The 12,602-nt window shown below is 47.2% G+C and carries 10 protein-coding genes; 7 read left to right on the top strand and 3 right to left on the bottom strand.

Translation table 11 applies throughout. From position 1 onward, the window contains the following. Positions 1-31: 31 nt before the first annotated feature. From ABEB26_RS24150 to ABEB26_RS24130, 5 genes are all read left to right on the top strand, one after another. Positions 32-1,231 (top strand): S1C family serine protease, encoded by a 1,200-nt coding sequence (locus tag ABEB26_RS24150; protein WP_345724656.1) that lies wholly within the window; start codon positions 32-34, stop codon positions 1,229-1,231. A 388-nt stretch (positions 1,232-1,619) separates the two neighbouring features. Next, a complete protein-coding gene (locus ABEB26_RS24145; RefSeq protein WP_345724655.1) occupies positions 1,620-3,803 on the top strand; it encodes an ATP-binding protein in 2,184 nt (727 codons plus the stop codon). A gap of 88 nt (positions 3,804-3,891) precedes the next feature. Then, a complete protein-coding gene (locus ABEB26_RS24140; RefSeq protein WP_345724654.1) occupies positions 3,892-5,991 on the top strand; it encodes a RecQ family ATP-dependent DNA helicase in 2,100 nt (699 codons plus the stop codon). Next, positions 5,988-7,208, top strand: coding sequence for a DNA-processing protein DprA (locus ABEB26_RS24135; protein ID WP_345724653.1), 1,221 nt, complete (start codon positions 5,988-5,990; stop codon positions 7,206-7,208). Before ABEB26_RS24140 ends, ABEB26_RS24135 begins: the two co-directional genes overlap by 4 nt. A gap of 38 nt (positions 7,209-7,246) precedes the next feature. Next, the gene (locus ABEB26_RS24130) at positions 7,247-7,840 is read left to right on the top strand and encodes a hypothetical protein (RefSeq protein WP_345724652.1); all 594 of its coding nucleotides are present in this window, start codon (positions 7,247-7,249) and stop codon (positions 7,838-7,840) included. 6 nt (positions 7,841-7,846) lie between these two features. Here ABEB26_RS24130 and ABEB26_RS24125 read toward each other — a convergent pair whose 3' ends face one another. After that, positions 7,847-8,725: a PhzF family phenazine biosynthesis protein gene (locus tag ABEB26_RS24125; RefSeq protein ID WP_345724651.1), complete on the bottom strand. Its 879-nt coding sequence runs from the start codon at positions 8,723-8,725 to the stop codon at positions 7,847-7,849. Between the two features lie 42 nt (positions 8,726-8,767). On the opposite strand from ABEB26_RS24125, the gene ABEB26_RS24120 reads away from it, so the two are divergent. Next, positions 8,768-9,739 (top strand): HNH endonuclease, encoded by a 972-nt coding sequence (locus tag ABEB26_RS24120; RefSeq protein WP_345724650.1) that lies wholly within the window; start codon positions 8,768-8,770, stop codon positions 9,737-9,739. A gap of 72 nt (positions 9,740-9,811) precedes the next feature. After that, entirely contained in the window at positions 9,812-10,573 is a 762-nt protein-coding gene (locus ABEB26_RS24115) for a hypothetical protein (RefSeq protein ID WP_345724649.1), read from the top strand. A 45-nt stretch (positions 10,574-10,618) separates the two neighbouring features. Here the strand turns inward: ABEB26_RS24115 and ABEB26_RS24110 are convergent, their stop codons facing one another. Continuing rightward, positions 10,619-10,996, bottom strand: coding sequence for a hypothetical protein (locus ABEB26_RS24110; RefSeq protein ID WP_345724648.1), 378 nt, complete (start codon positions 10,994-10,996; stop codon positions 10,619-10,621). A gap of 24 nt (positions 10,997-11,020) precedes the next feature. Further along, positions 11,021-12,382 carry an SAVED domain-containing protein gene (locus ABEB26_RS24105; protein WP_345724647.1) on the bottom strand — a complete coding sequence of 454 codons (1,362 nt, stop codon included), beginning with the start codon at positions 12,380-12,382 and terminating at the stop codon, positions 11,021-11,023. Between the last annotated feature and the right edge of the window lie 220 nt (positions 12,383-12,602).

Genomic DNA, 12,602 nt, shown 5'->3' with positions numbered 1-12,602 from the left:
TTCGGGTGATTATGCAGAAAGGATGGTTTGCATGAAGCAACGCAGCATGCGTATTTTGATTCCAGCATTTCTTATTCCACTAAGTCTTTGTATTGTGGCAAGCCTGTTGATTTGGATTTTTGCTCCAGTTGAAGAAAGCTCAAATAGTGATTCGAGTCTTTCAGTTGAAGCAACGCCAGTTCCGGTTAGTGCCTTGAGCGAAGCCCCAAGCAATGATTTGAGCGACGAACAAGCGCGAATCGATTTGTATAAACGAGTTGGCCCAGCAGTTGTCAGCATCGATACCGAAGTTGTCGGTGAGGGCAGTGACGATCTGACTGGCGAGGCGCTTGGCTCAGGCTTTTTGGTTGACGATCAAGGCCATATTGCTACCAATAACCATGTAATCGAAGGTGCAACCCGCATTTTCGTCACCTTTGCTGATGGCCGCCAAGTGCCAGCCACCCTGCGCGGTGCCGATGAAGATAACGATGTTGCGGTGATTAAGGTTGATGCCGCAGCCGTGGGCGAGATTGTGCCGATGGTGTTTGGCAACTCTCGCGAAGTTCAAGTTGGGCAAGATACGATTGCAATTGGCAATCCGTTTGGCTTGCAAAATACTATGACCTTGGGGATTGTTAGCGCAGTCGAAGGGCGTTCGTTGCCAGGTCGTACCCTTGCTAATGGTGGTCAATTTCGCATCAGCCGAATTATTCAGACCGATGCAGCAATCAACCCAGGCAATAGCGGCGGGCCATTGCTCAATAGTAAAGGCGAAGTGATTGGGATCAACACCGCGATTCGGGTGAGTGACCCAACCGCTGCCCCAGCCTTTGCCGGAGTTGGCTATGCAGTGCCTGCCAACACAGTTAAAATTATTGTTGATGATTTGATTAAAACTGGCAAACACGATTCAGCCTACCTTGGCGTGAGCATGCTAACAATCAGCGCCCAATTGGCTCAAGAATTGAAATTACCAGTCAGCCAAGGCGCGTTGGTCACCAATGTGGTTGTCGATGGCCCCGCTGATCAAGCTGGAATTCGCTTGGGCACAACGAGCATTCAAGTTGAAGGTTCTGCATTAATTATTGATAGCGACATCGTGACCGCCTTCAACGGCGAGATTATTCGCTCAAGCGACGATCTGATTGCTCATATCAACGATTCGCGGGTTGGCGATAAGGTCATTTTGACGATCATTCGGGGGGATGAAGAGCAAACGATCGAGGTAACCTTGGGGGCACGCCCTTAAAACCAGCAGGTTAGGCCTATTTTATCACCCCTTGGGGGGATCTTTCGAGAATCTGGATCAAGAGCCGTATCTTTTTTGCAGGCTGCACGGTTTCCCTTATGCCAGACCTCTCCACACAGCAAACACGGGCGGGTGCAATCGACTGATAGCACCCGCCCGATGTTTTTAGCAACAAGCCCGATAATAAAATATAAAAACCTCTGCATGTGATCCCATTTTGCCCCTATTTCAGTTCAGTAACTAGATAGTACCGAAAATTCGCCATGAATTTTGGCAATTCTCGCGGTATAATTAAATACCCGAGCTTGCCATCAATCATCAGTCCAACGACTCATCAATGCTGACTACAGCCTGCCCGATACCCCACATTAGCATACTGGAGTTTGCCATGCATCATCTTCCCCAGTATTCGACCCGCTTAATTGGCCGAAACCGTGTGGTTGCTGCCTTAGCTGCCCTCTTTCAAGAGCAAGCGCATCGGCTTGTGAGCTTGATCGGCGCGAGTGGCACTGGCAAAACCCGGCTGGGGCTTGAAGCTACCGAAACTATCCGCGATAGTTTTACTGATGGTTGCTATTTTATCAATTTAGCGCCAGTTGATGATGCGGTATTTGTGCTACCAACCATTGCCCATACCTTGGGCGTGCATGAAACAGCCAATCAATCGTTGCTCGATAGCGTGGTGAATTTTCTGCGCGGCAAGCGGGTGCTGTTAATTCTCGATAATTTCGAGCAGGTCAAACGCGCTGCTGATGAACTTAAATTGCTGATCGAACGCACTGATCAAGCTCAATTTATGGTAACGAGCCAAGTTGCGTTGGGCTTGGCTGATGAATATGAGTTTAGCGTACCACCACTCGAAGTGCCCGAGCAGTCCAATTTACCAGCCAACCAGTTATTAGAATATTCAGCGATTGCCTTGTTTGTTGATCGCATGCAGGCGATTCAGCCGCGCTTTGTTTTGACCGATACTCAAGCCAAGGCTGTGGTCGAAATTTGTCGGCTACTACATGGCTTGCCCTTGGCGATTGAATTAATTGCTGCCCATAGTTCGGCGCTCTCGCCGACCGATTTGCTATTGCTCGTGCGCAATTATTTGGCGCTTGGCCGAGGCGCAACGATTGCCAAACCAGCCCGCCACCATGTGCTCTACCCAGTGCTTGATTGGTGTTTCAGCCGTTTGTCAGCGCCGCAACAAACCTTATTTAGCCGCTTGGGCGCGTTTATTGGCGGTTGCTCCAACGATGCAGTGATGGCGCTCTATCAAACAGTTGGCGAATTCGCGACCGCTGTTGATACTGGCATTACCAGCTTGAAGCAAAAACATTTGCTCTTGGAAGAAACCATGCCCGGCCAGCAAGCACGCTACATTATGCTTGATGCAGTGCGTGAATATGCCCACCAGCGTTTGCGCAAACGCAAAGAAGCCCATCAGATCGATCTGTATCACGCGCAGTATTACCGTGATTTGAGCATAACCGCCAAAGCTGAGTTGGGCGGCTCCAAGCATGAATACTGGACAAATCGGTTGCTCAGCGAAATTCACAATATTCGTTCAGCGATTCAATGGGCTTTGAGCCATAACGAAGCCAACTTAGCCTTGCAATTAAGCAGCAATTTGGTCATGTTTTGGGTACGCCAAGGCTACCTCACTGAAGGCCGCCGCTGGATCACCGCCGCATTAGAACATCAAGCTAATGCCGAACCCACAATTGTTCGGCCAGCATTGGGTGCTGCGGCAGGTATGGCTTGGTCGCAAAGCTGCTATCAAGAAGCCAAACACTATCTTGAAGCAGCCTTAGCAATCGAATCAACCAACCAAGCCGAAACTGCTCGGCTCCTCAATACGATGGGCTTGGTGGCCTATGAACAAGGCTTGCATCAACCAGCCAGCGCCTATTTTGAGCAAGCCTTGGCGATCTATCGCACCCTCGATGATCAAACCATGCTGGGAATTACGCTCAACAATTTGGGCTTGGTTGAGATTGATCGCGGTAATTTGGCGGCAGCACGCCAAATTTATGCTGAAGTTTTAGCATTATTCCGCCCAGCCAATAATCCCTTCAATCTGACCATGCCGCTGAGCAACTTGGCCTTGATTGAAATTCTCGAATATCGTTATGCTGAGGCCGAACCCTTGCTAGAAGAGGGCTTAGCGCTTTGTCGTGATAATCGTGATTACAATGGTTTGGGCTATTTTCTGACCAACTTAGCTGCTTGTTTAGGTGGCCAAGGTCGCTTCGAGCGAGCGCGGGATTGCCTGGTTGAAGCGTTGATTTTACGCAAGAATGCCCAAGCCAAAATTGGCATGTTGGTTGGAGCCAAAACTGCCAGCGAAATCTTGCTCAAAGCAGGTTTGGCTGAAGCAGCGGCACTCGCTTGGGGCTATGCCAGTGCATTGTTCAGCGAATTGCAATTAACCCCGCTGTGGTATGACGAGCGCCAGCAAACGATGCTCGAAACTGAATTAAGCACCATACTAGGTAATGAACGCTTGGCAAACCTCAAACAAACTGGCGCAAGCCAAACCATCGACGACATTATTAGCCTGATGCAAACTGCCAAGTTCTAAACTAAATCCGATTAACTAGATGCTGCAATCTCTTGTATACTAATGCCGCTGTAACGGATTGTTATCACTTGAGATTGGAGCACTGTTAATGCACATTACTGCGGAGTTAAGCTACGATGGAGCACTTGAGCAACTACGGCGATCATTAAATAACCCTACTGCCAGCTTTCGTGATGGGCAATGGTCGGCAATCGATCGGCTGATTAATGACAATCAACAACTGCTGGTGGTGCAGCGCACAGGTTGGGGCAAAAGCTGGGTCTATTTTATCGCAGCCCAACATATCCGCCAGCAACGTGGCAAAATGACCCTGATTATTTCACCCTTATTAGCATTAATTCACAATCAAATTGAAGCCGCTCAACGCTTTGGCTTAACTGCCGTCAGTATTAATTCAAGCAATCCCGACGATTGGGTCACCATAAAGACCAGTGTGCGCCAAAATCAAGTTGATGTATTGTTGATTGCCCCTGAGCGTTTTGCCAATGAAGCCTTTATGGAAGAGGTGCTGTTGCCAATTAGTCAGCAAATTGGCTTGTTGGTGATTGATGAGGCCCATTGTATTTCTGATTGGGGCCATGATTTTCGCCCCGACTATCGCCGCATTGTTCAAACACTCCAAGTAATGCCAAAAAATTTGCCAATTTTAGCCACGACTGCCACTGCCAACCAGCGCGTAATTGATGATATTCGCCAACATTTAGGGAATTTTGTGGTTGAACGTGGCCCTTTGATGCGTGAAAGCCTGAGTTTGCAAACCATTCGCTTGCCTGATGCTGCGAGCCGCTTGGCATGGTTGGCCCACTACTTGCCTCAATTACCGGGCACAGGCATTATCTATACCCTAACTCACGCCGATACTGAGCACGTTACGACTTGGCTTAATCAACACAAGCTTAGTGCTTGTGCTTATCATGCTGGGTTAGATGCAGAGACTCGCGCCAATTTTGAAAAACGTTTAGCCCAAAATCAAATCAAAGTTTTGGTGGCAACCAGCGCCTTGGGAATGGGCTACGATAAGCCAGATTTGGGATTTGTAATTCATTATCAAGCGCCCAGCTCGATTATTGCCTACTATCAGCAAGTTGGGCGGGCTGGCCGCGCCATTGAACAAGCCTATGGTATTTTGCTTGCTGGCGAAGAAGATGCAGCAATTCATGAATATTTTCGGCGTGAGGCTTTTCCGAGCCAAGCCACAATTGCGGCAGTTTTACACGAGATCAATCAGCATGACGGGGCAAAATTGAATCAGATTCTTCAAAAAATTAATATACGTCGAGGCAAACTGGAGCATGCTCTAAAATTTTTGTCGGTGGAAGCCAAACCACCAGTCATCTACAATCAAAAAAAATGGTATACAACAATCAACGCCAGCAACTATCAGCTTGATCAGGCCAAAATCGAGCGCCTGAATCAGCGGCGTATCCAAGAATGGCAAGCAATTCAAACCTATGTTGATACGCCAAACTGCTTGATGCGCCATTTGGCTGAAGCCCTTGATGATGCACAAAGTAATGATTGTGGGCGCTGTGCCAACTGTCGTGGCAGATTATTGGGCAATCAGCCATCACCCAATTTAATCAACCAAGCAGCGCGGTTTCTCCGGCACTCGGAACAAGTATTAGAACCAAGAAAAATTGCTGCTCCCAATATTCCAAGTGCCTATCGCCAACTGGCAAGCCTTCCTGAGCATTTGCGAGCAGAACCAGGTCGGGTTTTAGCCCGTTGGGGCCATGCTGGTTGGGGCGCAATGGTTAGCCACGATAAAAAGCAAGGCCATTTTCGCGATGATCTAGTCGATGCCCTCGTAGAAATGATTCAACAGCGCTGGCAACCACAGCCTTTTCCAACCTGGGTTGCATCGATTCCTTCGACCAGAAATCTCCATTTAGTTGAAGATTTTGCCCAACGAGTAGGCCAGAAACTGGGCTTACCATGGCTTGCAGCGGTTGTCAAAATCCGCAATAATGAGCCACAGAAATCCCAGCACAATGCTTTTTATCAACAAATGAATGTGCTTAATGCCTTCAAGATAGTAGAATGGAAGGCTGAGCCAGTGTTATTAATTGATGATATTGTTGATTCACGCTGGACATTGACCATCGTTGCCAAATTATTAAAAGAAGCTGGGGCAACTGCGGTGTATCCCTGTGCCTTGGCTTCAACAGCAAGTGATGACGACGAATGACAATCAACGCCCAAACCCATGCAATTCTGTTGCTAACAACCCATCTAGGCAAGCAAACCGAGGTTAAGCCATTAACCACTAGCGAGTGGGGTCGCTTCGCAGCATGGTTACGCAGCCAACAATTCCAGCCAGAACAGCTCCTAAGCCATCAATTACCACAGCTTTTGAGCGAATGGAGCGATCCAAATATCAGCCTTGAGCGGATTCAACGGCTGCTTGATCGCGCAGCAGCCCTCGGTTTTGCCTTGGAGAAATGGCAACGAGCGGGAATTTGGGTGATTATTCGCTCAGATCCGCGCTATCCTCAACAGTTAAAACAACGGCTCAAGCAACTCGCGCCACCAGTGCTATTTGGCTGTGGCAATTCTGAGCTATTAAATACTGGGGGCATTGCCGTGGTTGGTTCGCGGCATAGCACTGCTGCCGAGCTTGAATGGACTGCCCAGCTTGGCACAACCCTCGCCAACCACGGAGCAGTTGTCGTTTCTGGAGGCGCACGCGGGGTTGATCAAGCGGTGATGCAGGCTGGATTGGCAGCAAATGGCCAAGTGGTTGGCATTTTAGCCGATAGTTTGTTGAAAACGAGCCTAGCCGCAACTTATCGCCAAGCACTACAACAGCACCAACTGGTTTTAGTTTCGCCGTTTAATCCTGAGGCTGGCTTCGATGTGGGCAACGCAATGGGTCGCAACAAATACATCTATTGTTTGGCCGATGCGGCGATTGTGGTCAATAGCACCCCCAATAAAGGTGGCACTTGGCATGGAGCACTCGAAAATCTCAAAGCTCAATGGGTTCCGCTCTGGGTCAAACCAAACGCTGCCGCCAGCAGTGGCAATGCCGCCTTGCTCAAACAAGGAGCGCAAACCTTAGTCGAACCAATCGCCGATTTGAGCCAACTGATCAACCACCCTGTGATGCTTGAAGCAGCTCCGCTAAGTTTATTTGATTTGCTTCCTGTTGAATCCAACCCAGCGCCTATTGTAGCCAAACCAGCAATCACCGATCTGCCAGTAACAATTAATTTCTATCAGCTATTTCTCGATTACCTTGAGCAAACAGCCAAAACTCCATTAACCATTGAACAAATAATGCAAAGCCTACAATTAACCAAGCCCCAAGTTAGCGAATGGCTCAAACGCGCGATCGAGGCTGGCTACGTTGTAAAAATCAATAAGCCAGTGCGTTATCATTGGTGTGCAAATACCAAAATATAATCCTTTTGTCATAGGTAACTATATCTTAGGTATTAAAAATGAACGATATTACAGATCGCTATATTCGAAAACGAATTGAAGATTATTCGATTAATAATATCTATTCAATTGTTGGTAGAATTATAATGCGTCAGTATTTACGTAAAAATTTATTGATAGGAATAGCCTTATTTTTATTCACCATAATAGTTAGTATTTCAATGGATGGATTATTCTTGGTTAAAATGATAGCTGCAAGCATCATTTTTGTTGGAATGTTATCCTTCTTTACGTTCTTTGAAACCATACTTTATACAGACAAGAAAGCCTATATCCTCTTCTTGATCACTAAACATTTTCAGCAAACAAACATTCAAGCCTATCAACTAACAACCCTTAAGGATATTACCGCGTTAGAAGCATCAATTGTAGGAACTAAAACTGCCTCGACACTCATTATTATTACAATTCTGATCACGTTTGGGCCAGTTGTCGTTCAAAAAGTGCATCCACTTGCAACCGCAACTATGACCATAGCGTTATTACTAATTTTATTTACACAGATTTTGCAAGGCTACGCTGATGCGTTAATTCGTCAAGCGATTGCGTTGTATGAAGAACAGCATGCATTACTCAAAAAATTACTTGAATAATGCTTGTTATAGTCCAACCTGCAAGGTTTGCATCACTTTAGCCCGACCACCAGCCAACAAGCTCTGAATTGCCCCATCAACCAGCTTGAGTTGCACCTCGATGACGCTGGGAGAGGCTGGTTGCATCAGCCAACCTTGCTCGATTAAAAAGCTGGTTTGCTGTACACCCAGTTGATCGTGCAAATAACAAGCCAACGGGCCAGCCGCCATACCTGTGCCAGCTTCCTCACGAATGCCATAGCGCGGCGCAAACATGCGGGTGCCAGCCGAACGGCCAGCTTGCTTGGTAGCAGGCGTAAACACATAATAGCCAATCAAATCGAGTTGTTCACTGATTTGCTGAATTTGGGCATAATTGGGCTGCAATTCCGCCAGCGTTTGCTCACTCGCCAGCCCAATAATCAAAAAGCTATTGCCCGTATTGACCAAGGTTGGCACAGTGCCATTCAACAAATCGCCGCTGCTGATGTTGAGCGATTGCCAAGCCTGTTGGGTGATTGGATCAGCGAGCGCAAAGGGTTGATAACGTGGGGCAAGCTGTTGCATAAAGGCCTGATCATCAGCCACAATAATTTCGCGTAAACCATCAATGGTTTCTTTGGCGAGCTGACCAGTTGGCACTAAACCTAGTTGACGTAATAAACTAAATGTAGCAATCGTGGCATGCCCACAATGGGCAATTTGGCGGGTTGGGGTAAAAAATTCCAGCTTAATTGTCGCCACATCCGACTTGCTCACAAAGGCGGTTTCGGATAAACCAACCTGCTGGGCGACGGCCAATTTCTGCTCGCTACTCAGTCCATCGGCTTGCAACACCACCCCAGCCGGATTGCCGCCAACTTCGCCATCAACAAAAGCATTGACAATCTGCACTTCAATCTGCATAGTGATTCCTCAAATAGAGATTTTAGAGCTTTGGGAGTATGTATGCTTGAACAGTATCAGCAGGCCTTCGAAAAACTTAAACTATCGCCATCACAAGCTTGGCCCGAAAGCACCCACTTTCGTGCACCCTATAAACCATTGATGCTGCTTGCGGTTAGCGATCTGATTGCCGTTGGCACACTCACTTATAATTTTATCGAGTATTCAGAGCTTTTGCTTGAAACCTTTGACCGATATTGGCGCATTATTTTCGGTTTAACAAAGTTTGCCAATCCGATTCAGCCCTTTTTCTACCTTAAGAGTGAGGGTTTTTGGCATTTGCAAGCACAACCGGGTATGCAGCAACGCTTGGCGGCGACAAAAGATATCAAAACGATCGGCCAATTAAATCAGCTTGTAGTTGGTGCGACCCTTGATCAAGCATTATTTGAATTACTGCAACAGCCCACTACGCGCAATCAACTTTGTCAAACTTTAGTTCAGCATTATTTTACGCCAGAATTATGGCCAGCCTTAGGTATGATCGCCCAAATCAATACTGAAATTTTCGACTATAGTAAACTGTTGCTCCAGCAAAGCCAGCGTAAGTTTCGCGAAATCCCCGCAACCGATGCGCCATACCAAGTTGAAGTACGTTCCAGCGCATTTCGCCAAATTGTCGTACCTAGTTATGATTATTGCTGTGCCATTTGTGGCATTCGCATTATTACTCCCGAAGGTAGGAGCGCAGCCGAGGCGGCTCATATCATTCCGTGGAGCCGGAGTTATAACGATGATCCGCGCAATGGAGTTGCGTTGTGTGGCTTACATCATTGGGTATTCGATCAGGGCTTATTGACGATCACGCCAATCTACAAAGTTCAAATTTCGCCCTTGGTTGATGATCAACCATCTGCCAACCAAGCGCTGCTCGCCTTCGCTCGCCAAGCCATCCAATTGCCCAAGCAAGCGCATTTGTGTCCTGATCCTGTTGCACTTAATTGGCATAACCAATTTGTCTATCGCAAAGAGTAAATCCACATTTGTGCACTAAGGCGTTGCTAAAGTAACTCCAACAACACATTGAAGTATTGAAGGAGTTCATCGATGCAACGTTTTCTTGGTTTTATGCTGATTAGCCTGCTGTTGCTGGCTTGCGGTCAAACAACTGGGCAGCAAATCGAATCGGCGGCAAGTGTGGCTCAAGTAGCCCAAGCCGAACCAACCGACGAGCCAACAGCCAAACCGACTCGCACGCCGCGCCCGACCAACACGCCACGCCCGACCGCCAAACCCAAGCCAACCCTCACACCACGGCCAACCGCGACAGCCACGCCAATTCCCGAGCCAGTTGTACTGAGCGGTGTGGGCCAAACTGTGACTGATGCATTTATGCCGCCCAGTGCAGTCAGCATCATTAAATTAACTCATTCTGGGCGACGTAACTTTATTATCAAAGCCTATAACGACGAAGGTGATGAAAGTTATTTGGTCAACGAAATTGGGCGCTATGCTGGTTCGCGGGTGTTATATGGCGATAGCAGTACATTTTTGGAGATTGATGCCGATGGCGCGTGGACAGCCGAAATCGTGCCAATTGGCTTGGAAGCTGCCGCCGCCGATGGCCTAAGCGGCACTGGCGATCAGGTCAGTGGTCTGTTTATGCCTAACCAAGAAGGGCCAATTCCATTCAATTTCACTCACAACGGTGATAGCAACTTTATCGTCCAAGTCACGTGCCAAGGTGGCATGGATTACGCCCAAAACGAGATTGGCACGGTTGATGGCTCAGCAATTGTCAAATTTTCTGAAGGCCCATGCCTGTGGGATGTGCAGGCCGATGGCGATTGGACAATTAGCCCCAAGTAACCAACAGCCCGCAGATCATGGTTTGATCTGCGGGCTAGGCTTTTACTATGGAGTAGCAAGTTGGGCAATTGTTGCTTCAAGCTCGTTGATCTGACGGGTCGTGGCTTCATGCTGGCTGAGCAAGTCTAAAAGGGCACGTTGACGACCACCAGCATGCGCAATTTGCAACTCCAAACGTTGTAATTGCTGCTGATAGGTTGCTAATACGCTTTGGGCATGCTGCAATTGCTGGCTTGGGTTTATGCTAGCGGTTGGTAATTGAGCCTGCAAATCGTGAATTTGTTGAGCAAGCGCTTCATGTTGACTGATTAAATGCAATGGAGCCGAACGCCTGCCGCCAAAATTGGCGATCTGCTGATCGAGCCGATTCAATTGTTGCTGATAAATAATCAATTGTTCTTGAAGATGGGCTGCCTCGGTCATCAATACTCCTTTTGGTATAAACTGCTAATTTTGCTTAATCAAGCACGAAGGAATATATTCAGCCGGATTACGATCATTCATAAATTCATAACATTGAATCGGCGTGCAGGCATTTAATTCTTGGCCAACTAAGACCGCTAAAGAGACTGGCAAGGCATAGAAGAAATCCCAAGTACGGCGTAACATCCTATCGCGGTGAGTGCGTAATAAGTGCCCAAATTGGTTGGCAATCGCCGAAGCGGCTCGACCTTCGTCGCCAGTAGGAACGGCATTGATTCCAGGCTCAAGCACGCTATAGCCAAAAAATAGCAGTTGCGGAGGTTGTTGAGACCCAAAATATGCTTGGACTGCAATTTTTACATCACGAGTAATACTTAAACCAACAACCGCCTCTTGATTAACTTCGCTAATTATTGGCAGTTCGATTATTGGCAGGCTTTCAGGATTTGGATTATTATGATTACGCCACCATTCAAGGGTTTGCGCATCGACTGACGTTTGGCCACGTCGTTCATAGGCAACCCGTACTTCAAAATTAGCCGAACTGGAAAAAACTGCCCCAAAGGCCATCGCCACCGACAAACGACTATTCATCGGTCGTACCGCCAGCCGCTTAGCTGCTGAGGCATTTAATACTTCACGGAGATCGTAGAAGGCCTGCATGAGTGCGGCCCAATCGGCAGGCTCAAAGCCAAGCTTACGGGTATCAATACATAAAAGCGCAGGCTGGGCATATTCTGCACGTTCATAGCTAAAAATATCAATTGCTAAACTGGTTGCGGCATCACGGGATTGCAGAATTGGCCCAAGCACGGTCGCCAGCACTATTTTGGCTAATTGGGCAGGAGCAAGTGCGTTATCAAGCATGCGAGTTTGGCCTAAACGAGTACCAAATGTCGTAATCATCGCATCTGCTGGATAACTACCACCAATTAAATACAGCAGATGGTTTGTGGATTGCTCAAGGTATTCGTGATAAGGACGCTGGGCAGCATAGCCACTGTCAAGCGATTCACAATACATGATTGCCGCCGCTACTGGAAACGGTGTTTTAGCCTGAAATGACGATCGTTCACGAATCCGGGTAATTCGCAAACCACGTAATTGTAAATGCAAAGCCAGTCCATCAAGCAGCGGATTGGCATCAATTGCCAAACAAAATGAGGGATGGCCTTCAGCAGATTGAACAATTTTATTCTGAGTATTAATTAATTCTTGAATTTGTTTGTCTAATTCATCGATCTTTTCCCTTATTTCATCACGTTGAATTATATTTTTAGTGTTAGCTCGCATATCACCTCCAGCAGAGGCAATTTGTTTGCTCAATAGAGCAAAATGTTTCAGATACATCGCTCGTTCTTCTTGAAGTGTTTTTAAGCTAATCATTGAGCCAGCCCTCCTTAGAATGAAAAAACTGGTCTATTTATAGAAGTATTATTGTTGGTTACGAATTAAGTCTAGATTCTTGATTTTTAGATATATACGCCTGATGTGAGTGATAACGAAAAAATCCCTTGACAAAGCAAGACGGAAGTCCCACGATGGATGTGCTTACCAACCATCAACAGGAGTTCCGTCAATGCCCAGTATACCATTTTCTGATGTG

This window comes from Herpetosiphon gulosus, assembly GCF_039545135.1.
Classification (GTDB): domain Bacteria; phylum Chloroflexota; class Chloroflexia; order Chloroflexales; family Herpetosiphonaceae; genus Herpetosiphon; species Herpetosiphon gulosus.
Note: the sequence above shows the minus strand (reverse complement) of the source record. Positions and strands in the feature narration are given on the sequence as shown.